This window comes from Streptomyces anulatus (genome assembly GCF_014650675.1).
In the GTDB taxonomy this organism is placed as follows: domain Bacteria; phylum Actinomycetota; class Actinomycetes; order Streptomycetales; family Streptomycetaceae; genus Streptomyces; species Streptomyces anulatus.
In genome coordinates, this window is the sequence record NZ_BMVK01000004.1 from 21352 (window position 1) to 44584 (window position 23233).

Genomic DNA, 23233 nt, shown 5'->3' on the forward strand with positions numbered 1-23233 from the left:
GATATGGCCGTCAAGTACTCATGCGCGTCTTATTTGGTGACTACCAGTACTCGAATATGAGCACCGGGCGTCAACGCCGTACGGTATCCGCGCCCGCACGCACGGAAGCGGCCCGCCGCCTCCGTGAGGGAGGCGCCGGGCCGCTCGGCGTAGGCGCGGGCGTGGGGCTCAGGCGTTCTTGACGTCGCGTCGGTCCACGGCGTACGTACCGGCGGCGACGATCGCGGCCGAGAGGACCACCAGCAGCGCGACCCCGCCCCAGGGAACGCCGTTGAGCAGCGGGTCGCTGCCCAGCGCCCACTCCCACGGGGAGATGTTCGCCAGCGGTTCCAGGGAGTCGGACATCGGCGCGATGGCGTGCAGCAGATACCCGACGACGAGCACACCGGCCGCCACGCCGAGTGCGGGACCGCGCCCGAAGCCGAACCCGACGACGGCGTACGCGACACCCGCGTGCAGCACGGCCAGCAGACCGACGGTCAGCGTCACGGCGGCGACCCCGCCTCCGGAGACGTCCATATCGAAGGAGACGACCGAGCCGTACACCGACAGCCAGACCAGGATGCTGGTGAGGGCCAGGCCGAAGGTCACGCAGAGGAAGCGCACCAGAAAGACCGTGCGGCGGGCGACCGGCAGCGCGAGCAGCAGTTCGAGCCGCCCGGCCTCCTCGTCGCCGCCGGTCAGGGCGGCGGTCGCGGTCACGGCCATCAGGCCGAGGAGCAGCGGCAGCAGTACCGCGTACAGGTTCCCCTTCAGGTAGCCGCTCGCGCTGCTGATCTGGTCGATTCCGAAGGCGGCGGCCATCTCCGGCGATATGCCGGAGGAGAAGTCCTCCAGGGCGTCGGACTCCTCCATCGAGGGCCAGGCGCCGACGACGGAGATTGCGAGCAGGACCAGCGCGGCCGACCAGGCGATCAGGGTGCGCTTCTGGATCTGTACTCCGCGCCGGAAGATCTCCGAGCTGGGCGATGACATGTGTATCCCTTCCGGCCGGCCCGGGGGAGCGGCCTTGATGACTGAGACCCGTGGCGGTGGTGTCCGGCGGTCGCTACCGCACCGGGCCTGCGGCCGCGGAGGGCTCTTCGGCCTCGGCGTCGCGGCTGCCCGGGACATCCCTCTGGTAGTACTCCAGGAACGCCTCCTCCAGGTCCGGTTCGGGCGCGGTGAGCGTCGTGATCCGGCGGCCCGCCAGGAACTTCAGCAGTGCGTCGGGCGAGCCGGCCCAGGCCAGGGAGACCACCTGGCCCTCCGGACTGCGCCGCTCCACGTCCGACGCGCCCTCCAGGCCGGCCAGTGCGGCGAGCGGGACGTCCTCGCCCTCCGCGAAGGTGATGTGGAAACGCTGTGAGGCCCGGCGGCGCAGTTCCTGTGTCGGACCGGAGGCGGCGAGCCTGCCGCCCTGGAGCACCGCGACCAGGTCGGCGACCCGCTCGACCTCGGAGAGGATGTGCGAGGAGAGCAGCACGCTCTGCCCGTTGTCCCGGGCCTCCTCGACGGTGGCGAGGAACACCTGCTGCATCAACGGGTCGAGCCCGTTGGTCGGTTCGTCGAGGATCAGCAGCTCCGGCTTGGCCATGAAGGCGCCGACCAGGCCGACCTTGCGGCGGTTGCCGGTGGAGAGCCCGCGCACCCGCCGGGACGGGTCGATGCCGAACCGCTGGACCAGCTCGTCCCGGTAGGCGGTGTCCGTCAGTCCTCGCAGCCGCCCCCAGGAGGCCAGCGTCTGACCGATGGTCAGCCGCTCGTCCAGGCGCAGCTCACCCGGCAGATAGCCGATGCGCCGCCGGACCTCGGGGTCGGTCGGGTCCTGTCCGAGCACCCGGACCTGGCCGGATGTGGGCCGGGAGAGGCCCATGAGCATACGGATCGTGGTGCTCTTGCCCGCTCCGTTGGGGCCCAGATATCCGTAGACCACGCCCTGGGGGACGGTCAGGTTCAGCCGGCTCAGCGCGGTGAAGTCACCGAACTTCTTGGTGACGTCGGTACATTCGATGAGAGGGGTCACGTCTCTTCTGCTCTCTCCTCTTGCGTCCACGGCTCGTGCGTCCACGGTCGGCCGGGGTCGTCCGGCGGGCATCGGGGGTGGGGGGATGGGGCGTCAGGTCCGCCGTACGGCACGGACAGTAGATTCAGTGATTACTGAATCTGATCAACAAGCCTAACGGCGCAGCTCACCCGCTGCAACGAAGCGCCTGCCATCCGTGGCGCGAAGGCATCGGCCCTAGGGTCGTCCGGAGGAGGGCGAGGGGTCCCGGTTCGCGGCGGACGCGGCCTGCCACCAGTAGCCGTTCTCCACGCCGAGCGCCGCCGTGCGGTCCAGGTGCCCGGAGTCCCGCAACAGCCGGACGCCCGCCTCCAGGAGCGCCGGATCCCCGGCGGCCACGGAAGCCGCCAGCGCCTGCGCCTCGGCGAGCGCACCGCCGTCGGGCACGGTGCGCTCCACCGCGCCCAGTCGGGCGAGTTCGTCCGCCCGCACGCGCTCCCCGGGGATCAGCAGCATCCGGGCCGCCACTCCGCGACCGGCCCGGCGCACCAGCGAGTGGACCGCGCCGCCGCCCGGAACGGCGCCGACCCCCAGCTCGGGAAGGCCGAACAGCGCACCCTCGCCCGCCACCACCAGGTCGCAGGCCAGGGCCAGTTCGAGGCCGCCGCCGAGCGCGTACCCCTCGACGGCCGCGACCACCGGGAAGGGGGCCTCGTGCAACATCGCGAACACCGTACGGAAATGGGCCCGCCGCACCGCGCGGCGCGACAGGTCGCGCCAGTCGGGCTCGCGGGTGTCCGCGCCGCTGGAGAAGGTCCCGCCGGCGCCGGTGAGCACCAGCGCCCCCGGCGCCTCCCCGCCCTGATCCGTCAGCTTCCCCAACGCGTGGTCGAGTCGGGCCAGCATCGCGGTGGACATCGCGTTGCGGCGGTGCGGCCGGTTCAGGGTGAGGGTGGCCACCCGCCCGTGCCGCTCGACCAGCAGGGGGCTCGGCTCCCCCTCGGGCGCCGTCTCCTGTGGGGTCATCCGCAGGGCCTCAGCATCCTGAAGAGCTCCTTGCGCCCGGACACGCCCACCTTGTGGAAGACCCGGCTCGCGTAGTTCTTGACGGTCTGCTGGGTGAGGCACAGCTCATCCGCGATCTCCTCGTTCGAGCGTCTGCGGAGTAAGAGCCCGAGGATCTCCTCCTCGCGTCCGCTCAGTTTCCACTTCCCGCCCGCTGCGGCGTGCCGGGTCACCGGTACGCCCTCGGGCTCGTCGGCCCCCAGGTGCCAGAAGCCGCGCCCGCTCAGCACATCGTGCAGCCCCTTGACGATGGACTCGGGCGGGCACGACTCGTGCACGAACCCGGCGGCCCCGCCCCTGATGCAATCCACCACGCTGCGGGGGGTGTTGTCCCTGCTGTAGAGGATGACCCGGGTGCCGCTCCAGTACGCCAGATTGCCGAGCACCTCCTGCCACTGCTCGTACTCCACGAGCGCGACGTCGGGCCGGCGTCCGGGGAGGCTGCCGACAGCGGTCGGGTGCGGACAGCCGCCCAGTACGGTGACGCCGGGATCGCCCCGGAACAGATCGAGAATCGCCTTGCGTATCAAAGGTGACGAGTGCAGGACCATCAGTCCGCGTCTGCCCTTCTCGGCCATACCAGAACCCCTCGTACTCCAACAGCGACGGCTGGCGCCGCGTGTCGTTCGGCATGTTGTGAATGTGTTGAACCGCGTTCGCGGGGTGATGCCCTCCCGCCAGGTGGGAGTCCGCTCCGGTGTGGCCCCCCGGGGCGGCGGAAAGCGGGATGGCGGCGCCCGTCGGCGCACGATCGTATTGTTGCCGGGATGCCGCCGTGTATTCAGGCGGGGGAGGAATTCCTTACCGGCGGTTATTACTGGAGCGTAGATATCCCGCGCGGGAATGGGATTCCCCGAGCAAGACGCATCCGCCCCATGTTCGGTTCCACTCTCGCGTACCTTTGATTCCAGGTTTCGGTGTGCACGTTAAGGCTCTGTGACATCCATGGGAACAGTGGGTCCGGGTGTGTGCACCGTGACGCGGCGGCCGCGGCCGGACCGGATCGCGGTGGCGCGGCGGGAAACACTGCCTGGTCCGGCAGGGATGGCGTAACCCCGAGGGGTTAGCTGGCTGAGGCACGGCTTCCCCCCTGGTTGTGCGTTCCAGCCCGGTGGCCGTTCAAGGCCGTGCGGGGTGAACCAATACGAGAGTTCGGGCCCCGAATCCACGCCAACAGTAACCGCAGAGCCTCCGCTTGTCACGTAGTGGTTTTTTCCCCGGGGTCAAGAATATGCGCCGGAAATTGACGCGTCCTTTGTTCACGGTTGTACTTCGCGGAAACTGTCCGGCATCCGACCCTGCGCCGGAGATGTCCGTATTCACCCGGGGGGTGAGGGCTCGTCCGGCCATGCTTAGCTGGAGCCATGATCGATGACTTCCTGTACGGGACCGCCGGGCACACCGGACCGCCGGCCGAGGTCGAGGCCGCCGTGCGCGCCGCCGCCGCGGCCGAGATCATGCCGCGCCATCGGAAGCTCGCCGCCCACGAGATCATCGAGAAGAGCGGCCCGCACGACCTGGTCACCGCCGCCGACCGGCTGGCCGAGGAGCACCTCACCGCCGCCCTCACGAAACTGCTGCCCGGCTCGGTCGTCGTCGGTGAGGAGTCCGTGCATGCCGACCCGGCGGTCTACGAGGCCCTCGACGGCGACGCCCCGGTCTGGATCGTCGACCCGGTCGACGGCACCCGCCAGTTCGTCCGGGGCGAGGCCGGCTTCTGCACCCTGGTCGCCCTCGCCCTCCACGGCGAGGTGCACGCCTCCTGGACGTACGCACCGGTCCGGGGCGAGATGGCCATAGCCGTACGCGGACGGGGCGCCACGCTCAACGGGGCGCCGATACGCTCCGGGGCGCCCGCACCCGGCGCCGTGCTGAAGGTGGCGATGTCGCACCCCGACTACACCACCGAGGCCCAGAAGCGGGCCCTGCTCGGCCTGCGCACCGAATCCATCGCGGCCCGCCCCTGCGGCTCGGCCGGACTCGAGTACCTCGCCGTCGCCCGCGGCTCCCTGGACGCCGTCGCCTTCAACTGGGAGTACGCCTGGGACCACGCCGCGGGCCTGCTCCTGGTCACCGAGGCGGGCGGCGCCCAGTCGACCCTGTCCGGCGCCCCGTTCCGCATCGCGGGCGGCAACGACCTGCCGTTCACGGCCGCCCGCGACGAGGCCACCGCCCAGCGCGTCCTGGCCGCCCTGCGCACGGGCGGCTGACCCGCCACGACCGAACCCGGGGTACCCGCGTACACACGGTCGGTGGCGGCGAATATCCTGGGGGTCCGACTGCCGGCCGACGAATGGAGTCCCAAGGTGCCGTCGATGCTCGATGCGGTCGTGGTGGGCGCGGGGCCCAACGGACTGACCGCCGCAGTCGAACTGGCCCGCCGGGGCTGCTCGGTGGAGGTCCACGAGGCGCACGACACCATCGGCGGGGGAGCCCGCACCGAGGAGCTGACCCTCCCGGGGTTCCGGCACGACCCCTGTTCCGCCGTGCACCCCCTCGCGATCGGCTCGCCCGCGTTCCGGGGCATGCCGCTGGACCGCCACGGCCTCCAGTGGCTGCACCCCGAGATCGACCTCGCGCACCCCTTCCCGGACGGCACCGCCGCCACGCTCACCCGCTCGGTGGGGGAGAGCGCGATGTCACTGGGGGCCGCCGACGCCGGGGCCTACCGCCGCCTGATGGCCCCCTTCGTCGGCCGCTGGGACACCCTGGCCGCCGACTTCCTGCGCACCCCCTGGGACGGCCTGCCCCGCGACCCCTACCGGCTGGCCCGCTTCGGTCTGCTCGGCCTCCAGCCCGCCACCTGGCTCTCCCGCCGCTTCTCCGGTGAGAAGGCCCCCGGCCTCTTCGCCGGGCTCGCCGCCCACGCCATAGCTCCCACCAGCGGATTCGCCACCGCGGCCATCGCCCTCGTCTTCGCGCTCGCCGCCCACGAGAACGGCTGGCCGGTGCCGCGCGGCGGCTCCCAGTCCATCTCGGACGCCCTCGCCTCCTACCTCCGCGAACAGGGCGGCACGATCCGCACCGGCAGCGAGGTCAAGCGCCTGGACGATCTCCCGCCCGCCCGCGCCTACATCTTCGACACCTCGCCCTCCGCCCTCGCCCGGATCGCGGGCCTCGGCTCCGCGTACCACCGCTACCGCTACGGCGCCTCCGCCTTCAAGATCGACTACGCGCTGTCGGGCCCCGTCCCCTGGACCGCGCCCCAGGCCCGCCGCGCGGGCACCGTCCACATCGGCCCCGACGCCGGAACGATCGACGCCGCACTGACGGCGGCCGTCGCGGGCCGCGACCCCGACGTCCCCTTCCTCATCACCGCGCAGCCCAGCGTGATCGACCCCTCCCGGGCCCCCGAAGGGCGCCATGTCTTCTGGGCGTACGGGCACGTGCCGGCGGGCTGGGAGGGCGACGCCACCGACGTCATCGAACGCCAGCTGGAGCGTTTCGCCCCCGGGTTCCGCGATCTCGTGCTCGCCCGCGCCCTCGCGGGCCCGCCCCAACTCGCCGCGCGCAACGCCAATTACGTCGGCGGCGACATCGCGTGCGGGGCTTTCGCCGGTCTCCAGACGCTGATCCGCCCCAAGCTCGCCCGCGTCCCCTACGCCACCGCGCACCCCGCGGTCTTCCTCTGCTCCTCGGCCACCCCGCCCGGACCCGGGGTCCACGGCATGTCCGGCCACCACGCCGCCAAGGCCGTATGGCGAAGGCTGCGGGCCTCCTGAACGGACCGGGCGGCGAAGGCCCCCGGCGCGCGGCATGATGTCCGCATGAGCACCTCTGTCTCCCCCGTCGTACGGCTGGTCCGCGGCGACATCACCGACCAGTCCGTCGACGTCATCGTCAACGCGGCGAACTCCTCGCTGCTCGGCGGCGGCGGAGTCGACGGCGCCATCCACCGGCACGGCGGACCCGACATCCTCGCCGCCTGCCGTGAACTGCGCGCCTCGCACTACGGAAAGGGACTGCCCACCGGGCAGGCCGTCGCCACCACCGCGGGGCGCCTCGACGCCCGGTGGATCGTGCACACGGTCGGCCCGGTCTTCTCCGGCGCCCAGGACCGCTCCGCCCTGCTCGCCTCCTGCTACCGCGAATCCCTGCGCCTGGCAGCGGAGTTGGGTGCCAGGTCCATCGCGTTCCCGGCGATCTCCACCGGCATCTACGGCTGGCCGATGGACGACGGTGCCCGGATCGCCGTACGCACGGTCCTGGCGGAGACCGTGGAGCCGGTCGAAGAGGTGCGCTTCGTGCTCTTCGACGCCCACGCGTACGTGGAGTTCGAGGAAGTCCTCGCGATGCGCTGAGACCGCGCCCCCGGCCACCGGGAGGGTTCGGTCGCCTGTCGGATTTCCGCGCGAGGGCCCTGTCGGATTTCCGCCAGCCAAGCCCCTGACCGGTGCACCATCCTGGAACCATGCACACCGACACCGAGCGCTGCGTGCGAGCCGTCCAGTCCAAGGACGCCCGGTTCGACGGCTGGTTCTTCACCGCGGTCCTCACCACCCGGATCTACTGCCGCCCCAGCTGCCCCGTCGTACCGCCCAAGGTCCGCAACATGACCTTCTACCCGAGCGCCGCCGCCTGCCAGCAGGCCGGATTCCGGGCCTGCAAGCGGTGCCGCCCCGACACCAGCCCCGGATCCCCCGAGTGGAACGCCCGCGCCGACTCCGTCGCCCGCGCCATGCGCCTGATCCGGGACGGGGTCGTCGACCGCGAGGGCGTGCCCGGGCTCGCCTCACGGCTCGGCTACTCCGCACGGCAGATCGAACGCCAGCTGCTGGCCGAGCTGGGCGCCGGCCCGCTCGCCCTGGCCCGCGCCCAGCGGGCGCAGACCGCCCGCCTCCTCATCGAGACGACCGCGCTGCCCATGGCCGAGGTCGCGTTCGCCGCCGGCTTCTCCTCGATCCGCACCTTCAACGAGACGGTCCGCGAGGTCTTCGGCCTGGCCCCCGGCGAACTGCGCACCCGGGCCGCCCGGGGCCCCCGGCCCGCCGCCGTACCGGGCGTCATCGCGCTCCGCCTCCCTTACCGGGCCCCGCTCAACCCCAGCAACCTCTTCGGCCACCTCGCCGCGACCGCCGTCCCCGGCGTGGAGGAGTGGCGGGACGGCGCGTACCGGCGCACCCTCACCCTCCCGTACGGGCACGGAATCGTCGCCCTGACCCCGAAGTCCGACCACGTCGCCTGCCGGCTCTCCCTCACCGACCCCCGCGACCTCACCCGGGCCATCAGCCGCTGCCGCTGGCTCCTGGACCTGGACGCGGACCCGGTCGCCGTCGACGCGCAACTGCGCACCGACCCGCTGCTGGCCCCGCTGGTCGACGCGGGCCCCGGCCGGCGGGTGCCCCGCACCGTGGACGGCGCGGAGTTCGCCGTACGCGCGGTGCTCGGCCAGCAGGTCTCCACCGCCGCCGCCCGCACCCACGCGGCCCGGCTGGTCACCGCCCACGGCGTCCCGGTCGAGGACCCCGAGGGCGGGCTGACGCACCTCTTCCCGACCGCCGGGGCGCTGGCGGGCCTCGACCCGGAGGCCCTCGCGCTGCCGCGCACCCGCCGCACCACGCTCACCACCCTCGTCGCCGCCCTCGCGGAGGACCGGCTGCGGCTCGACACCGACACCGAGTGGGAGCGGGCCCGCGCCGAACTGGCCGCACTGCCCGGCTTCGGCCCCTGGACGGTCGAGTCCATCGCCATGCGGGCCCTCGGGGACCCCGACGCCTTCCTCCCCACCGACCTCGGCATCCGCCGGGCGGCCGAGCGGCTGGGCCTGCCGGCCACCCCCGCCGCCCTCACCGCACGGGCCGCCGACTGGCGCCCCTGGCGGGCCTACGCCGTGCAGTACCTCTGGACGGTGGACGACCACCCCATCAACCACCTGCCCGCCTGACGCGGACACGGAGACAAGGACACCGCTCCCATGACCACGACCTCCACCACCCCCGCCTCCCCGGTGACCAAGCAGCACACGGTCCTCGACAGCCCCTACGGTCCGCTGACGCTCGTCGCCACCGACGGCGTCCTCTCGGCCCTCTACATGACCGACCAGCGCCACCGCCCGCCCGAGGAGACCTTCGGCGTCCCGGACCCGGAGCCCTTCGGCGAGGTGATCCAGCAGCTCACCGAGTACTTCGCCGGGGACCGCACCGCCTTCGACCTCCCGCTGGACCTGGCGGGCACACCGTTCCAGCGGAGGGTGTGGGCGGAGCTGCTGAAGATCCCGTACGGCGAGACCCGTACGTACGGCGAGCTGGCCGAGGAGCTCGGCAAACCGGGCGCCTCGCGGGCGGTAGGACTGGCCAACGGCAAGAACCCCGTCGGGATCATCGTGCCGTGCCACCGGGTGATCGGAGCCTCCGGGAGCCTCACCGGCTACGGCGGCGGCCTGGACCGCAAGCAGCGGCTGCTCGCCTTCGAGAGCGGTGGGACGGACGACGGGGTGCCGGCGCTGTTCTGAGAGCGGACCGGGGGCGTGCCGAAGCCGGTACGCCCCGGTCCCGCGCTCCTCAGCCGGTGAAGATCTCCACGGCCGTCCAGAGGGCGAGGCCCAGCATGCAGATCCCGCCGATGCGCTGCACGGTCTTCAGCGGTACGCGCTTCGCGATGAACTTCCCCGCGAGCAGCGCCAGCGCCGAGACCGACATCAGGGCGGCGGCCGCGCCGATCGCCGTGGACCAGGTGCCGTTGCTCGCCGCGAGGTTGGCGGTGGTGATCTGCGTCAGGTCGCCCCACTCGCTGATGAAGACCGCCATGAACGCGGTCGTGTAGACCGGCCAGAACCCGGTCACGGTCTTCACCTCGGCGTCCTCGTCGTCGTCCCCGCCGCTGCCGCGCAGCAGCATGAACGCGCCGAACGCGAAGAGCGAGGCCGAGACGAGCTTGACGATCCAGTCGGGCAGCAGTCCGATGAGGCTGCCCGCGCCGACGGCGATGGCGACGTGCACGACGAACGCGGACGAGGTGCCGAACCACACGTACAGCGGGCGCATCCGCGTGCCCATGGCCAGCGACGCGAACATCGTCTTGTCGGGGAGCTCCGCGAGGAAGATCAGCCCGAAGGCGGTGATGATCGCCAGAGGATCGAGATGCATTCCGGGTGGCTTTCTGTTCGAGCCGGGCCCCGGATCTTCGCGAAGCGCCGCTCGGGCTGTTCGGAGGACCACTCGGCCCGGCATGACGGCTCCGCCCACAGGACGTGGGCGTGTCATACAGGACCGAAGGTCTCGCCCGCCCGTGGGAATCCTCTGCAGGACACACGAGCCCGGCCACCGGGAACCCGAAGGCTCCAGTATGTCGACGACCGGTTTGCGGGGCTACTCCCCTTCGCAGCCGTCAACACTACCCCAATCGGCCGGCCTCGGGGGCTGGTGTTCGAACCGTCGGCGCCTCGGTAGAGTCGTGATGATCACCCGACCGGTGGTGGTCGCTGCCATCCCCACCGCGACGGGAAGTGCCCCATGAGCCGCCGCCCCCGCAAGGACGTGCCCGCCCAGGGCGTCCCCCGGCCCACCGTCAGCGTCTGCCGGGGCTGCTGCTGCGGCACCGAAAAGATCCCGGGCGTCGACCACGCGGGCCAGCTGGCACGGCTGCGCACCGGTCTGGCGGGCGCCGCCACCGTACGGGCGGTCGAGTGCCTGGACGCCTGCGAACAGGGCAACGTGATCGTCGTGCAGCCCTCCGCCGAGGGCCGCCGTGCCGGGGGCCGGCCGGTCTGGCTGGGCCTGGTCAACGACCAGCACGCCGAGCAGGACATCGTGACCTGGGCGGCGGCGGGCGGCCCGGGGCTCGCGGACGCCCCGGACATCCTCGACCTGTACGTCTTCCAGCCCTCCCGCCGGGTCCGGGCGGGGCTGGACGACTGAGGGCCCTCCCGCCGGCAGGAGTCTCCCGTCACAGGCCCTGCGTCAGGCGGTGGAGCCGCAGTGCCAGCTGGATCTCCAGGGTGCGGGCAGGCGTGTTCCAGTCCTCGCCGAGGAGCCGTCCGATGCGCTCCAGCCGCTGCACCACCGTGTTCACATGGACATGGAGCAGGTCCTTGGTCCGGGTGAGGCTCGCCCCCTGGGCGAAATAGGCGTCCAGCGTGGTGACGAGATCGGTGCCGCGCCGGCTGTCGTAGTCGAGCACCGGCCCCAGCGTCCGGTGCACATAGCCTCCCAGGTCCGCCTGGTCGCCCAGCAGTACGCCGATGAACCCGAGGTCGCCGACGGCCCCGCCGCTCCCGGTGCGGCCGAGGGCGCGCAGCGCGGAGAGACAGCGGTCGGCCTCGCTGTGCGCGTGCGGCAGCTCGGCCGGACCGGTGGCGGGACCCGCCGAACCGACCGTGACGGGGAAGCCGACCGCCTGGCCCAGCTCGGCGGCGAGCGCCTGGGCGGCCGGCCCCGGTGCGTCGGACGGCGCCACCAGGACGATGTGGTCGTGGTGCAGCCCGGCCAGACCGTTACGGGCCTGCGCGCTCCGGGCGGTCGCGGCCAGCAGCCGGTGGCGGGGGGCCACCTCGCTGTGCGCGACGAACACGCTGTGCCGCCGGTTCAGGTTGACGCCCAGCCGGCGTGCGCGGGCCGCCAGGGTGCCCGGGTCGCCGGTGCGCGAGAGCAGGTCGCCCAGCAGCTCACCCCGTACCCGGTCCTCCGTCTCGGCGACCGAGCGGCGCAACAGCATGAGCAGCGCGGTGACGACGCTGGCGCGCTCGAACAGGAGCCGGTCGGCGTCCGCGAGCCCCGCCCGGCCGGTCAGCGCGATGGAGCCGAGGAGCTCGGGGCCCGCGAGGACGGCGCAGACCCAGGTGCCCGCCAGGGGAACGGCCCGGCCCCTGGCCCGGGAGGCGGCCACCGCCGGGATCGGCTGCGGCAGCGGCTCGGTGCGGGCGCGGGCCAGTTCGGCGCCGTCCGCGTCATGGATCAGGATCCCGCCGTCCAGGATGTCGGCGAGGGCCGCCGCCACGTCGTCGGCGCCGCCGCCCTGCAGGACGAGGTCGGTGAGCTGGTCGTGCGCTTCCTCGGCGCGGCGCATCGCCTCGCTGTGCGTCCGGATGGTCTCCGACGCGGCGTTGAGGTCGACCAGCGCGGCCCGGGTCTCCTCCAGCAGCCGCGCCCCGTCGATGGCGATGGCGGCGTGGTCGGCCAGGGACGAGAGCAGCGCCACCTCCGAGGCGGTGAACTCACGGGGGGCCCGGTCGGCCGCGTACAGCACCCCGATGACGCGGGCGCCCAGGCGCAGCGGCACACCGAGGATCGCCCGCAGGCCCTCGTTCAGGACGGCGCTGTCGATGGTGGTGGTGTGGTGGAACCGGGGGTCGGCCTGGTAGTCCCCGGTGGCGTACGGGCGGGCGGTCTGGGCGACCAGTCCGCCCAGGCCCTCGCCCATGCCGAGCCTCAGCCGCTGGAAGTCCTCGGCCACCGACCCGTCGGTGACCCGCATGTACGTGTCGCCCGCGGTGTCGTCGTTGAGCGAGAGGTAGGTGACGTCGGTGCCGAGCAGCAGTTTCGCCCGATGGACGATGGCCCGCAGGACGGCGTCCAGATCGCGCAGGGCCGCCAGGTCGCTGGCCGTGTCGAACAGGGCGGTGAGCTGCGCCTCGCGCACCCGGTGCTGGCCGAGGGTCCGCCGAATGCGCAGCGCCACGGCCGCGGCCTCGGCGATCTCGGCCAGTTCGGCCTCGGACGCCCCCGCCTGCCGGGCGGCGGCTGCCGGCCGGTCGAACTCCTCGACCGCCGCACCCTGCGCCAGCAGGTCGAGGAGCCGGCGCAGGGCGGGCGCGGAGTGCTGGGCGGCCGGTGGTGTCACGCCGGTGAGCATACGGTGACCGCCTCCCGGGGGCCGGTGGGGCAGTGGGGGGTGAGGCGCGCCCGCGGGCCGCACCGGCCTCCGGGGCGGCGCGGCCCGCGGCCGGGCCCGTGAAGTGCCTCGTCCTCAGCCGTGGGACACGGCGTCCTCGCGGTCCCCGGCCGGTGCGGCCGGGACGGAGGCGTCGACGCCGTCCTTGGTGAGGTCGCGGCCGCGGGTCTCCTTGGCCACCCAGACCGTCACCGCGGTGACCAGGGAGGCGAAGCAGAGGTAGACGGAGATCGGGACGGACGACTCGTAGTCCTTGAGCAGTTCGACCGCGATGAGCGGGGCGAGGGCGCCGCCGATGATCGAGGCGAGCTGGGAGCCCATCGAGGCGCCGGAGTAGCGGACCTTCGTGTCGAACATCTCCGAGATGAAGGCCGCCTGCGGACCGTACATCGCACCGTGCAGCAGCAGTCCGAGGGTGACCGCGAAAACGATGACAGGGAAGGACTTGGTGTCCAGGAGCGCGAAGAAGCCGAACGCCCAGAACGCCATGCCGACCGCACCGATCAGCGTGACCGGGCGGCGTCCCAGCCGGTCCGAGAGCGCGCCCCACATCGGGATGGTGACGAAGTGCACCGCGGAGCCGATCAGGACGGCGTTGAGGGCGTCGCTCTTGGACATCTCCAGGTGCACGGTCACGTAGACCAGCAGGAACGCGGTGAGGATGTAGTACGAGATGTTCTCGCCGAAGCGCGTGCCGATCGCGAGGAGCACCTCGCGCCAGCTCTTGCGGAACACCTGGACGACCGGGGCCTGTTCCTTGACGCCCTGCGCGGCCGCGGCGGCCGACCGCTGCTGCGCCTCCAGGAAGACCGGGGACTCCTCGACCGAGATCCGGATCCACAGGCCGATCATGACGAGGACGCCGGAGAGCAGGAACGGGATGCGCCAGCCCCAGGCGAGGAACGCCTCGTCGGACTGGACGGCGGCCAGCAGTGCGAGGACGCCGGTCGCCAGCAGATTGCCGCCGGGCGCACCGGACTGCGGCCAGGAGGCCCAGAAGCCGCGGCGCTCGTCGCCGCCGTGTTCGGAGACGAGCAGCACCGCTCCGCCCCATTCCCCGCCGAGGGCGAAGCCCTGGACCAGGCGCAGGACGGTGAGCAGGATCGGCGCCCAGACGCCGATGCTCGCATGGGTGGGGAGCAGCCCCATGGCGAAGGTGGCGCCGCCCATCATGAGCAGGCTGAGCACGAGGAGCTTCTTGCGGCCGATCTTGTCGCCGTAGTGGCCGAAGACGACGCCGCCGAGCGGACGGGCGGCGAAGCCGACCGCGTACGTCAGGAAGGCCAGCAGTGTGCCGACCAGCGGATCGCTGCTGGGGAAGAAGAGCGTGTTGAACACGAGCGCGGCAGCCGAGCCGTAGAGGAAGAAGTCGTACCACTCGATGGTGGTGCCGACGAGGCTGGCCGCGACGATGCGGCCGATCTTGCCCCTGGGGGGCTGGACGGAGCTGGGGGAACCCATGGTGGAGTCACCGCGTTTCATTGGCAGGGCTGTCAGGGACGGGGGTGCGGGGTCGGGGGAGCGGGGTCGCGAGCGGTACGAGCGGTTCCGGCGGGTGGAGCGGTACGAGCGGGTGGAGCCGTCGCCGACGGTGGGGGGCCGCGGCGCGTGTGGGGTCAGTGGGCGCCCCAGCCCCCGTCGACGGGGAGCGAGACGCCGGTGATGTAGCCGGTGTGGGGTCCGCAGAGCCAGCGGCAGACCGCGGCGACCTCTTCGGGCTCGATCAGCCGCTTGATCGCGGACCGGTCCAGGAGGATGTCGGTGACGACCTCCTCCGGCGGGATCCCGTGCGCGGCGGCCTGGCCCGCGATCTGGCCCTCCACCAGGGGCGTGCGCACATAACCGGGGTTGACGCAGTTGCTGGTCACCCCGTGCGGGGCGCCCTCCAGAGCGGCCACCTTGCTCAGCCCCTCCAGGCCGTGCTTGGCCGCGACGTAGGCGGACTTGAAGGCGCTGGCCCGCAGTCCGTGCATGCTGGAGACGTTGACGATCCGGCCCCACCCCCCGGCGTACATGTGCGGGAGGCAGTGCCGCATCAGCAGGAACGGGGCGGTCACCATCACCTTCTGGATCAGCTCGAAGCGGTCCGGCGGGAAGTCCTCGATGGCGGCCACGTGCTGCAGACCGGCGTTGTTCACCAGGATGTCCGCACCACTCGGCAGCGTCCTGATCGCCTCGGGGTCCGCCAGGTCCACGACGTGGGCCACACCGCCGATCGCGGCGGCGACGGACTTGGCGCTCCCGGCCTCGCGGTCGACCACGTGAACGAGGGCGCCGGCCCCGGCGAGCGCCTCGGCGGTGGCCCGGCCGATGCCGCTGCCGCCGCCGGTGACCAGGGCGGTGCGCCCCCTGAGGTCCACGGCTCCGGCGTCCGGCGCGGAGTAACCGGAAGCTGCGTGAAATTGGCTCGTCATGGCCGGAAACGCTAGAGACACCCGGCCGGACATCCCATGGTGCGGATCTCCACAGTGAGCGGCGGAGGAGTGGGGGGATCCGCCACCCGGCGACCGGTCGGAGCCCGCTACCCGTCCAGCGGGCAGCGGCCGAGCAGCTCGGCGGGGCCGGCCCCTTCGGGCAGCTCCAGAGTGCGGCTCGACGGGGGCCGTCGGCCGTCGTCCAGCCACCGTTCCAGTGCCGCGGCCGCCGAACGGTGGCACGGCACGAGCGGACGCAGCCGGTCGGGGAAGGTGTCGACGAGCGAGTCCACGTGGGTGCCGCCCTCGACGCGGTAGTAGCGGTGGAGCGCGCCGCGCCCCTCCCGCCGCACCATCCGCGCGTACGCGTCCGAGGTCCTGGAGATCGGGAGCAGGACGTCCAGGGTGCCGTGGAAGCTGATCAGCGGCTTCCCGATGCGGCCGGTCAGGGCGATCCCCGACACGGCGTCGCGCACCTCGGCCGGCCGTCCCGCGTAGTCGTAGTCGGCGTCGCACGCGGGGGTTCCCGGTGCACAGAACGGAGTGCCCGCCTCGGCCGCGCCGTCGAACTCCGGGTCGATCTCCTCCCGGTAGATCCGCTGGGTGAGGTCCCAGTAGTACTGGTGGTGGTACGGCCAGAGGAACTCCGAACCGGCCGGGTAGCCGGCGGCCGTCATGGTCCGGTGGGCGTCCTCGGCGTCCGCGCCCCCGGCCGCGTAGCGGGGGTAGGCGCGGAGGGCGGGCGGCAGGAAGGTGAGGAGGTTCGGCCCGTCCGCGCGCCAGAGCGCGCCTTCCCAGTCAACACCGCCGTCGTACAGCCCGGGATGGTTCTCCAGCTGCCAGCGCACCAGATAGCCGCCGTTGGACATGCCCATCGCCAGTGTGCGGGCGGGGAGGCGGTGGTAGCGCCGGGCGACGACCCGGCGGGCCGCACGGGTGAGCTGGGTGACCCGGGTGTTCCACTCGGCGATGGCGTCGCCGGGGGCCGTGCCGTCCCGGTGGAACGCGGCCGAGGTGTTGCCCTTGTCGGTGGCGGCGTACGCGTAGCCCCGGGCGAGCGCCCAGTCGCCGAAGGCCCGGTCGTTGGCGTACTGCTCGCGCACGCCGGGCGAACCGGCGACGACGAGGCCGCCGTTCCACCGGTCGGGGAGGCGGATGACGAACTGGGAGTCGTGGTTCCAGCCGTGGTTGGTGTTGCCGGTCGAGGTGTCGGGGAAGTACCCGTCGATCTGGATGCCCGGCACGCCGCTGGGGGTGGCCAGGTCCTTCGGGGTGAGGCCCGCCCAGTCGGCCGGATCGGTGTGCCCGGAGGCCACCGTCCCGGCCGTCGTCAACTCCTCCAGGCAGTCGGCCTGTTGATGGGCGGCTCCGGGCACCCTGATCAGCTCGACGCCTGAGCAGTGACCGGGCCGTACGGCTTCCGGCGGCAGCGGGGCGGCGGCGGACGGGGCCGCCGTCCAGGCCGTCAGGACGGCCGCGGCGACGGCCGTGCCGCGCAGCCACCGGCCGCGGGCCGGTCCACGCGGAGCGTCGTGTCGTGATCCGGTGGGCCGGACGGTCGATGGGGCGTCTGGCATGGCTGTGCCTCCGTCGGGTGAGAGGGGTCAGGGGCAGGTGCCGTCGGCGAGGACGTAGTGGCCCGCCGGGGACTCCTTGAGGGTGTGGGTCACGAAGGTGTTGTAGAGCCCCAGGTGCTGGCCGGAGCCCTTCGCGTACACGTGTCCGCCGGTGGTGGTGGCCCGGCCCGCGCGCACGTGCTCGTAGTTGTCGGCCGTCCAGCAGGCGGTGGGCTCGGTGGGCGGGTCCACGGGCGGTTCGGGGGTCGTGCCGCCGTCCAGGCCGAAGAAGCGGGTGATCCAGTAGCTGGAGCAGATCGAGTCGATGAAGTGCTGGGTGCCGGTGGCGCCGCACTGTTCGCCGCCGGTTCCCGGATCGACCGGAGTGCCGTGAGCGATCCCCGGCACCCGGTTGACCTCGACGACGCTCCCGCCCCCGGCCGACAGGTACTCGCTCCTGCGGGTGCTGTTGGGGCCGACGGTGGAGGTCCGGTCCGGTGACTGGCCGAGACCGTGCACCGCGGTCCACTGGTCGCGCAGCTCATCGGCGTTCCTCGGCACGACGGTCGGGTCGTTGTCCCCGTGCCAGATCGCCACCCGGGGCCAGGGGCCCGTGAAACCGGGGTGCGCGTCCCGGACCGCCTGCGCCCACGCCGCCGGGGTGCGGTCCGTCCCGGGGCTCATGCAGCCGAACGCGGAGACGACGTCGACCCCGCAGCCGTACGGGATTCCGGCGACGACCGCGCCCGCGGCGAACACCTCCGGGTAGGCGGCGAGCATCACCGACGTCATCGCCCCACCCGCCGAGAGACCCGTGACATGGACCTGGTCGACGTCGGTTCCGTAGGCGGTCGCTGCGTGCGCGACCATCTGCCGGATCGACGCGGCCTCGCCCTGGCCGCGCCGGGTGTCGCCCGGCTGGAACCAGTTGAAGCACTTGTTGGCGTTGTTGGCGGTGGTGGTCTCGGCGTAGACGACGAGGAACCCGTGGCGGTCGGCGAAGGTGTCGAGCCCGGAGTTGTCGGAGTACACCTGCGCGCTCTGGGTGCAGCCGTGCAGGGCGACGACCACGGGTGCGTTCGCCGGCAGGGCCGGGGGCCGGTGCACGTACATGTTCAGGTTGCCGGGGTTGGCCCCGAAGGCGGTGACGCGCTCCAGGGCGGCGGCCGTCCGTGCCTCGGCGGCCATCGGTCCCGCCGGTGCGGCGCCGGCCGTCCCCGGTCCCGCCAGCGCCGCCCCCGTGACCAGGGCGACGACGGCGGCGAGGCGGCGGGCGCCACGGCTCCAGCGCCCACCGCGTCCGGTCCTCGGCGGCGGGGCCCCGGGCGGGGCGGGGTGCGACGGCATGACGTACGGCATGGTGACCTCCCGTGGGACGGCGCACGGGATCGCCCGTGATCCCGTGCCCCCGGCCGTGCCGCCGGGGTGCGGTCACCGTAGGAAGCGGGCGGGCGGCCGGGGAATGGCGGCGCCCTCCACAACCCGCCCGGCAGCCGGGGGCCGCCGCCCGTTGCCGGGAGCGTGCCCTGCTGCTACGGGACGGCGTCCGGGGCCGCCGGTGCTCAGGCCGCCGGTGCGAGGTCGGGCGCCACGGTCAGCTCCGCCCCGGTCGCGGCACGCACCTGATCCACCGTCACCTCGTCGGCCACTTCCCGCAGCAGGAAGCCGCCGGGGGTGACGTCGAGCACCGCGAGATCGGTGATGATCCGGTGCACCACGCCCCGGCCGGTGAGGGGCAGGGTGCACTCCCCGAGCAGCTTGGGGGAACCGTCGCGCGCTGTGTGCTCCGTCAACACGATGACGTGCCGGGCGCCGTGGACGAGGTCCATGGCGCCGCCCATGCCCTTGACCATCGCGCCGGGGATCACCCAGTTGGCCAGGTCGCCGGAGGCGGACACCTGCATCGCCCCCAGGACCGCGACGTCGATGTGCCCGCCGCGGATCATCGCGAAGGAGAGCGCGGAGTCGACACAGGACGCCCCGGGCAGCAGCGTCACCGTCTCCTTGCCTGCGTTGATCAGGTCGGGCCGGACCTCGGACGCGACGGGGTAGGGGCCGACGCCGAGTAGGCCGTTCTCCGAGTGGAACACCACCTCGACGCCGCCCGGCAACTGGTCGGGGATCAGCGTCGGCAGACCGATGCCGAGGTTGACGTAGGCGCCGTCCTTCAGCTCCCGGGCGGCGCGGGCCGCCATCTGCGTACGCGTCAGCGGCATCTCAGCGGTTCCCTTCGTGGGCGGGGCGGACGGTACGGCGCTCGACGCGCTTCTCCGCACGCGGGTCGGCGCTCCCGACGAGGACGACCCGCTGGACGAAGATCCCGGGCAGATGGACGTCGTCGGGGGCGAGTTCGCCGGGCTCGACGAGCTCCTCCACCTCCGCCACGGTGATGCGCCCGGCCATCGCGGCCTGCGGGTTGAAGTTGCGGGCGGAGGAGTCGAACCGGAGGTTCCCGTGCCGGTCGCCCACGGCCGCGCGCACCAGCGCGAAGTCGGTCGTGATGCCCTCCTCCAGGATGTGCTCGCGTCCGCCGAAGGTCCTGCTCTCCTTGGGCGGCGAGGCCACCGCGACGGAGCCGTCCGTACCGTGGCGCCAGGCCAGACCGCCCTCCGCGATCATGGTGCCCGCGCCGGCCGGCGTGTAGAACGCCGGGATGCCCGAACCGCCGGCCCGCAACCGTTCCGCGAGAGTGCCCTGGGGGACGAGTTCCACCTCCAGCTCACCCTGGAGGTACTGGCGCGCGAACTCCTTGTTCTCCCCCACGTAGGAGCTGGTCATCCGCGAGATCAGCCCCTCCCGCAGCAGGAGGCCCAGGCCCCAGTCGTCCACCCCGCAGTTGTTGGACACCACCCTCAGGTCACCGGCGCCCCGCTCCAGCAGAGCGTGGATCAGCACACTGGGAATGCCGCACAGCCCGAATCCGCCCACCGCCAGCGACGCCCCGCGCTCGACGTCCGCGACCGCGTCCGCCGCGTCGGCGACCACCTTGTCCCTGCTCATCCGTCCACCTCTCGCCTCATCGACTGCGCACGAGACTAGGAACCGGTGACGGCTCGCGGCGATGGCGGCCGACCCCATAGCGGGGCCGGTCCGGATGGTGGTTGCGACCGTCCGGAGCGGTGCTCCTCGGGGAATCCGGCCCGCGTGCGGAACACGCCGGGGTAGGGTCCGCGCATGGCCAAGGTGACCGTCAGTCTGGATGCCGAACTCGTCGTCGAAGTGATGGTGCTCGCGGGGGTCGGCAACCCGCAGGACGCCGTCGAACTCGTGGTACGCGACTACATCGCGCGCGGCCACCGCACGGAGGCCCTCGTCGCCGACCGCGAGGGGGCGGTGCGCGACACGGAGGTCAAGCCCGAGGCGCAGCAGGGCTGATCACCCCTAGGTCGTGTCCGCAAAGTCTCGTCTGGCCCGAGGGCGGACGACGATACTTTCCGGACACTCCCTGGCCCCCTTCGCGAACGGCCCTACGCGACCGGCGCGCCGTCCTCCAGCTCCGCGGTCCCGCCGCCGGACGCCAGGACCTCCAGCGCCGCCCGGACCCGGCTGCCGAGCGGGCCGAGCAGAAAGCCGTCCAGATCGGCGGGCGCCACCAGGCGCCAGGACAGCAGTTCCTCCTCCTGGAGCCGGATCGCCGCCAGCTGGTCCGCGGTGAGCACCCCGCCGTCGTACAGGTACGCCACGATCGGCGGGCGGCCGGCGCCCCGCGCCCAGTCCACGGCGAGCAGCCGTCCCGGCGCGAGGTCGAGGCCGATCTCCTCCGCCGTCTCGCGTCGCGCGGCGTGCCGGGGCCCCTCACCCGCCTCCGACTCGACCGTCCCGCCGGGCAGGGCCCAGCCCTTGCGGTAGTTCGGCTCGACGAGGAGGAGCCTTCCCTCCGCGTCACGGAAGAGCGAGGCGGCGGCGGAAAGGACCCGGGGGAGCCCGGCGATGTACACGGCGTAGTCGGCATCGGGAGTCGTCACGGCCGACAGCGTAGTGGGGCGGGCCGGACCGCACGGCCGTGGACAGCCATGGGCAGATCAGGGGGCGTGCGGATAAGGTCGGGGCGGCGCGACTGCCTGTTCGAAAGCAAGGGATGCAAGGTGACGGACGGAGCAGATGTGGAGACCGCCCGCGTGCTCGTGGCGGCGGACAAGTTCAAGGGCTCGCTCACGGCCGTGCAGGTCGCGGAGCGGGTGACGGCCGGGCTGCGGCGCGTCGTCCCCGGCGTGCGGGTGGAGACCCTGCCGGTCGCGGACGGCGGCGACGGAACGGTCGCGGCCGCGGTGGCCGCCGGATTCGAGCGCCGCGAGGCGCGGGTGACCGGTCCTCTCGGGGACCCGGTGACGGCGGCGTACGCGCTGCGCGGGTCCACCGCCGTGGTGGAGATGGCCGAGGCCTCGGGCCTCCAGCACCTGCCCGACGGGGTGTTCGCCCCGCTCACGGCCACCACGTACGGCTCGGGCGAACTGCTGCTGGCCGCCCTGGGGGCGGGGGCGACGACGATCGTGTTCGGGGTCGGCGGCAGCGCCACCACGGACGGCGGCGCGGGCATGCTCGCCGCCCTCGGGGCACGCTTCCTGGACGCGGACGGCAAGCCCGTGGGCCCCGGCGGGGGCCCGCTCGCGGAGCTGGCCGAGGCCGACCTCTCGGGGCTCGACCCCCGGCTGGCCGACATCGACCTGGTCCTGGCCAGCGATGTGGACAACCCGCTGACGGGGCCGAAGGGCGCTCCCGAGGTGTACGGCCGCCAGAAGGGCGCGAGCGAGGAGGACATCGCGGTCCTCGACGCGGCCCTGGCGCACTACGCCTCGATCCTGGGCCCGGACCAGGCGGCCCTGCCCGGCGCGGGCGCGGCCGGAGGCATCGGCTACGGGGCGCTCGTCGCCCTCGGCGCCCGCTTCCGCCCCGGCATCGAGGTGATGCTCGACGTGCTGGGCTTCGCCCCCGCGCTCGCCCGCGCCACGCTGGTCATCACGGGCGAGGGCTCGCTGGACGAGCAGACGCTGCACGGCAAGGCCCCGGCCGGGGTCGCCGCCGCCGCCCGCGCGGCCGGGATCGAGGTCGTCGCGGTCTGCGGCCGGCTCGCCCTGCCCCCGGAGGCCCTGGAGAAGGCGGGCATCCGCCGCGCCTACGCCCTGGCCGAGCTGGAACCGGACCCGGCCGTGTCCATGGCCCAGGCCGGACCGCTGCTGGAACGGGCGGCGGAGTCGATCGCCCGGGACTTCCTGCTGCGCTGACGCGGGCGTACGGCGGGCGGACGTACGCGGAGCAGGCATACGCAGCGCAGCAGGCATACGCAGCGCAGCAGGCATACGCAGCGCAGGCGTACGCGGCAGGCGTACGGGGAGAGCGCGGGGGAGGGGCCCGGGGACAGACGCCGGGCCCCTCCCGTACGCCGACTCCTCCCGCGCCTCGCACCGTCGCGCCCTGTGCCGCACCCCGCCCTGCCCGCTCCCACTCCACGCCGCGTTTCCGCCCCGGCCCCGCACTTGCCGCCCCTGCCCTGGCCCGCACCCCGCACGGGCCCCGCACCCGCCGCGCCGCCCCGCGTGCCGCACCGCACCGCCGCGCCCGCCCCCGGCCCCGCACGGGCCCCCGCTCCCGCCCTCACGGCACCGCGGACCACAGCCTCAGCACGTCCAGCGCCAGCACCAGGTCGACCAGCTCACGCGGCCGTGACAGTGAGCGCGCGGTCAGCCGCTCCAGGCGCCGCAGCCGGTTGAACACCGTGTTGCGATGACACCGCAGCCGTACCGAGGCCCGCCCCACCGAACCCCCGCACTCCAGCCACGCCTCCAGCGTTCCGACCAGCACCGCACGTTCCGCCGGGACCAGCGCCAGCAGCGGACCGAACACCTCCGCGAGGAGCCGGGCCGACAGCTCCGGCCCGCTCACCAGCAGGGCCGTCGGCAGCCGCTCGTCGAGCCGTACGACCTCCCTGCTGCCGGGCGCACACGTCAGCAGCGCCGTGCCCGCGAGCCGCCGCGCCGTGCCCAGCTCCGCCGGCGAGCCCACCACCGGACTCATGCCTCCCGGCCCCGCACCGTGCTCCCCGAGCCGCGCCACCGCCCCGGCCGGGCCCTCCGCGCCCAGTAACACCACCGCGACGTCCCCGTCCCCCGCGCCGCACCACCACCAGCGCGCCCCGTCCCCGTCCGGGCCCTCCGCCACCGCGGCCTCCGGTACGGGCGCGCCCAGCACCACCACCGCGTAACGCCCCCGCTCCGGCAGCCCGAGGCCGCGTGCCGCACGCTCCACCAGGTCCGGCGGCGCCCCGCCCGCCAGCAGCGGGCCGAGCAGCGCCCCGTACCGCGTTCCACGCCGCATCCGCCGCTCCGTCCCCGGTCCGGGCGTTCCTGATGACCGATGAGGATGCCAGCGGCCGTGCGCGCGGGCGCCCG

22 protein-coding genes are annotated in these 23233 nt (G+C 73.3%); 8 read left to right on the forward strand and 14 right to left on the reverse strand.

Annotated features, from left to right (window positions below):
• Nucleotides 1-168 precede the first annotated feature (168 nt).
• The 4 genes from IE272_RS11790 to IE272_RS11805 form a co-directional block, all read right to left on the reverse strand.
• Complete coding sequence (locus tag IE272_RS11790) at nucleotides 169-975, reverse strand: efflux permease Rv1217c-related protein (RefSeq protein ID WP_190006814.1); 807 nt, start codon at nucleotides 973-975, stop codon at nucleotides 169-171.
• A 73-nt stretch (nucleotides 976-1048) separates the two neighbouring features.
• Nucleotides 1049-2005, reverse strand: a complete 957-nt coding sequence (locus IE272_RS11795) for an ABC transporter ATP-binding protein (RefSeq protein ID WP_098893097.1) — start codon at nucleotides 2003-2005, stop codon at nucleotides 1049-1051.
• Between the two features lie 216 nt (nucleotides 2006-2221).
• Nucleotides 2222-3010 (reverse strand): enoyl-CoA hydratase/isomerase family protein, encoded by a 789-nt coding sequence (locus tag IE272_RS11800; protein ID WP_056705980.1) that lies wholly within the window; start codon nucleotides 3008-3010, stop codon nucleotides 2222-2224.
• Nucleotides 3007-3627 carry a response regulator transcription factor gene (locus IE272_RS11805; protein WP_050359052.1) on the reverse strand — a complete coding sequence of 207 codons (621 nt, stop codon included), beginning with the start codon at nucleotides 3625-3627 and terminating at the stop codon, nucleotides 3007-3009. Before IE272_RS11805 ends, IE272_RS11800 begins: the two co-directional genes overlap by 4 nt.
• A 786-nt stretch (nucleotides 3628-4413) precedes the next feature.
• On the opposite strand from IE272_RS11805, the gene IE272_RS11810 reads away from it, so the two are divergent.
• From IE272_RS11810 to IE272_RS11830, 5 genes are all read left to right on the forward strand, one after another.
• The gene (locus IE272_RS11810; RefSeq protein ID WP_190006815.1) at nucleotides 4414-5259 is read left to right on the forward strand and encodes an inositol monophosphatase family protein; all 846 of its coding nucleotides are present in this window, start codon (nucleotides 4414-4416) and stop codon (nucleotides 5257-5259) included.
• Nucleotides 5260-5355: 96 nt separating this feature from the next.
• Nucleotides 5356-6771 carry a phytoene desaturase family protein gene (locus IE272_RS11815; protein ID WP_056705972.1) on the forward strand — a complete coding sequence of 472 codons (1416 nt, stop codon included), beginning with the start codon at nucleotides 5356-5358 and terminating at the stop codon, nucleotides 6769-6771.
• Nucleotides 6772-6816: 45 nt separating this feature from the next.
• Nucleotides 6817-7350: an O-acetyl-ADP-ribose deacetylase gene (locus IE272_RS11820; RefSeq protein ID WP_073959651.1), complete on the forward strand. Its 534-nt coding sequence runs from the start codon at nucleotides 6817-6819 to the stop codon at nucleotides 7348-7350.
• 110 nt (nucleotides 7351-7460) lie between these two features.
• On the forward strand, nucleotides 7461-8933 hold the full coding sequence (locus IE272_RS11825) for an AlkA N-terminal domain-containing protein (protein ID WP_190006816.1): 1473 nt from the start codon (nucleotides 7461-7463) through the stop codon (nucleotides 8931-8933).
• Nucleotides 8934-8963: 30 nt separating this feature from the next.
• Entirely contained in the window at nucleotides 8964-9500 is a 537-nt protein-coding gene (locus tag IE272_RS11830) for a methylated-DNA--[protein]-cysteine S-methyltransferase (RefSeq protein WP_098893100.1), read from the forward strand.
• 49 nt (nucleotides 9501-9549) lie between these two features.
• Here the strand turns inward: IE272_RS11830 and IE272_RS11835 are convergent, their stop codons facing one another.
• Entirely contained in the window at nucleotides 9550-10134 is a 585-nt protein-coding gene (locus IE272_RS11835) for a TMEM165/GDT1 family protein (protein WP_007456650.1), read from the reverse strand.
• A 366-nt stretch (nucleotides 10135-10500) separates the two neighbouring features.
• Here IE272_RS11835 and IE272_RS11840 point away from each other — a divergent pair, with 366 nt between their 5' ends.
• Nucleotides 10501-10905: a (2Fe-2S) ferredoxin domain-containing protein gene (locus tag IE272_RS11840; protein ID WP_050359058.1), complete on the forward strand. Its 405-nt coding sequence runs from the start codon at nucleotides 10501-10503 to the stop codon at nucleotides 10903-10905.
• A gap of 28 nt (nucleotides 10906-10933) precedes the next feature.
• Here the strand turns inward: IE272_RS11840 and IE272_RS11845 are convergent, their stop codons facing one another.
• From IE272_RS11845 to IE272_RS11875, 7 genes are all read right to left on the reverse strand, one after another.
• Complete coding sequence (locus IE272_RS11845) at nucleotides 10934-12838, reverse strand: helix-turn-helix domain-containing protein (RefSeq protein WP_057666735.1); 1905 nt, start codon at nucleotides 12836-12838, stop codon at nucleotides 10934-10936.
• A 114-nt stretch (nucleotides 12839-12952) separates the two neighbouring features.
• Nucleotides 12953-14338, reverse strand: coding sequence for an MFS transporter (locus tag IE272_RS11850; protein WP_190006817.1), 1386 nt, complete (start codon nucleotides 14336-14338; stop codon nucleotides 12953-12955).
• 155 nt (nucleotides 14339-14493) lie between these two features.
• Complete coding sequence (locus IE272_RS11855; protein ID WP_190006818.1) at nucleotides 14494-15291, reverse strand: 3-hydroxybutyrate dehydrogenase; 798 nt, start codon at nucleotides 15289-15291, stop codon at nucleotides 14494-14496.
• Nucleotides 15292-15398: 107 nt separating this feature from the next.
• Nucleotides 15399-16868, reverse strand: coding sequence for a 3-hydroxybutyrate oligomer hydrolase family protein (locus IE272_RS11860; RefSeq protein ID WP_229897284.1), 1470 nt, complete (start codon nucleotides 16866-16868; stop codon nucleotides 15399-15401).
• A 27-nt stretch (nucleotides 16869-16895) separates the two neighbouring features.
• Nucleotides 16896-18206 carry an extracellular catalytic domain type 1 short-chain-length polyhydroxyalkanoate depolymerase gene (locus IE272_RS11865; protein ID WP_079045464.1) on the reverse strand — a complete coding sequence of 437 codons (1311 nt, stop codon included), beginning with the start codon at nucleotides 18204-18206 and terminating at the stop codon, nucleotides 16896-16898.
• A gap of 203 nt (nucleotides 18207-18409) precedes the next feature.
• Nucleotides 18410-19063 (reverse strand): 3-oxoacid CoA-transferase subunit B, encoded by a 654-nt coding sequence (locus IE272_RS11870; protein WP_056705954.1) that lies wholly within the window; start codon nucleotides 19061-19063, stop codon nucleotides 18410-18412.
• A gap of 1 nt (nucleotide 19064) precedes the next feature.
• Nucleotides 19065-19847 carry a CoA transferase subunit A gene (locus IE272_RS11875; RefSeq protein ID WP_050359064.1) on the reverse strand — a complete coding sequence of 261 codons (783 nt, stop codon included), beginning with the start codon at nucleotides 19845-19847 and terminating at the stop codon, nucleotides 19065-19067.
• Nucleotides 19848-20021: 174 nt separating this feature from the next.
• Between IE272_RS11875 and IE272_RS11880 the strand changes: the two genes are divergently transcribed.
• Nucleotides 20022-20222 (forward strand): type II toxin-antitoxin system VapB family antitoxin, encoded by a 201-nt coding sequence (locus tag IE272_RS11880; RefSeq protein WP_056705946.1) that lies wholly within the window; start codon nucleotides 20022-20024, stop codon nucleotides 20220-20222.
• A 92-nt stretch (nucleotides 20223-20314) separates the two neighbouring features.
• Here IE272_RS11880 and IE272_RS11885 read toward each other — a convergent pair whose 3' ends face one another.
• Nucleotides 20315-20812: an NUDIX domain-containing protein gene (locus IE272_RS11885; RefSeq protein WP_190006819.1), complete on the reverse strand. Its 498-nt coding sequence runs from the start codon at nucleotides 20810-20812 to the stop codon at nucleotides 20315-20317.
• Nucleotides 20813-20950: 138 nt separating this feature from the next.
• Between IE272_RS11885 and IE272_RS11890 the strand changes: the two genes are divergently transcribed.
• On the forward strand, nucleotides 20951-22069 hold the full coding sequence (locus tag IE272_RS11890) for a glycerate kinase (RefSeq protein ID WP_050359067.1): 1119 nt from the start codon (nucleotides 20951-20953) through the stop codon (nucleotides 22067-22069).
• 370 nt (nucleotides 22070-22439) lie between these two features.
• Here IE272_RS11890 and IE272_RS11895 read toward each other — a convergent pair whose 3' ends face one another.
• On the reverse strand, nucleotides 22440-23159 hold the full coding sequence (locus IE272_RS11895; protein ID WP_056705943.1) for a PucR family transcriptional regulator: 720 nt from the start codon (nucleotides 23157-23159) through the stop codon (nucleotides 22440-22442).
• Between the last annotated feature and the right edge of the window lie 74 nt (nucleotides 23160-23233).

Bases quoted from the DNA above. Each gene is read 5' to 3' on its own strand.
- IE272_RS11790 (WP_190006814.1), bottom strand. From the start codon at position 975: ATGTCATCGCCCAGCTCGGAGATCTTCCGGCGCGGAGTACAGATCCAG.
- IE272_RS11800 (WP_056705980.1), bottom strand. From the start codon at position 3,010: ATGACCCCACAGGAGACGGCGCCCGAGGGGGAGCCGAGCCCCCTGCTG.
- IE272_RS11805 (WP_050359052.1), bottom strand. From the start codon at position 3,627: ATGGCCGAGAAGGGCAGACGCGGACTGATGGTCCTGCACTCGTCACCT.
- IE272_RS11810 (WP_190006815.1), top strand. From the start codon at position 4,414: ATGATCGATGACTTCCTGTACGGGACCGCCGGGCACACCGGACCGCCG.
- IE272_RS11820 (WP_073959651.1), top strand. From the start codon at position 6,817: ATGAGCACCTCTGTCTCCCCCGTCGTACGGCTGGTCCGCGGCGACATC.
- IE272_RS11825 (WP_190006816.1), top strand. From the start codon at position 7,461: ATGCACACCGACACCGAGCGCTGCGTGCGAGCCGTCCAGTCCAAGGAC.
- IE272_RS11830 (WP_098893100.1), top strand. From the start codon at position 8,964: ATGACCACGACCTCCACCACCCCCGCCTCCCCGGTGACCAAGCAGCAC.
- IE272_RS11835 (WP_007456650.1), bottom strand. From the start codon at position 10,134: ATGCATCTCGATCCTCTGGCGATCATCACCGCCTTCGGGCTGATCTTC.
- IE272_RS11840 (WP_050359058.1), top strand. From the start codon at position 10,501: ATGAGCCGCCGCCCCCGCAAGGACGTGCCCGCCCAGGGCGTCCCCCGG.
- IE272_RS11845 (WP_057666735.1), bottom strand. From the start codon at position 12,838: ATGCTCACCGGCGTGACACCACCGGCCGCCCAGCACTCCGCGCCCGCC.
- IE272_RS11850 (WP_190006817.1), bottom strand. From the start codon at position 14,338: ATGGGTTCCCCCAGCTCCGTCCAGCCCCCCAGGGGCAAGATCGGCCGC.
- IE272_RS11855 (WP_190006818.1), bottom strand. From the start codon at position 15,291: ATGACGAGCCAATTTCACGCAGCTTCCGGTTACTCCGCGCCGGACGCC.
- IE272_RS11860 (WP_229897284.1), bottom strand. From the start codon at position 16,868: ATGCCAGACGCCCCATCGACCGTCCGGCCCACCGGATCACGACACGAC.
- IE272_RS11865 (WP_079045464.1), bottom strand. From the start codon at position 18,206: ATGCCGTACGTCATGCCGTCGCACCCCGCCCCGCCCGGGGCCCCGCCG.
- IE272_RS11870 (WP_056705954.1), bottom strand. From the start codon at position 19,063: ATGCCGCTGACGCGTACGCAGATGGCGGCCCGCGCCGCCCGGGAGCTG.
- IE272_RS11875 (WP_050359064.1), bottom strand. From the start codon at position 19,847: ATGAGCAGGGACAAGGTGGTCGCCGACGCGGCGGACGCGGTCGCGGAC.
- IE272_RS11880 (WP_056705946.1), top strand. From the start codon at position 20,022: ATGGCCAAGGTGACCGTCAGTCTGGATGCCGAACTCGTCGTCGAAGTG.
- IE272_RS11895 (WP_056705943.1), bottom strand. From the start codon at position 23,159: ATGCGGCGTGGAACGCGGTACGGGGCGCTGCTCGGCCCGCTGCTGGCG.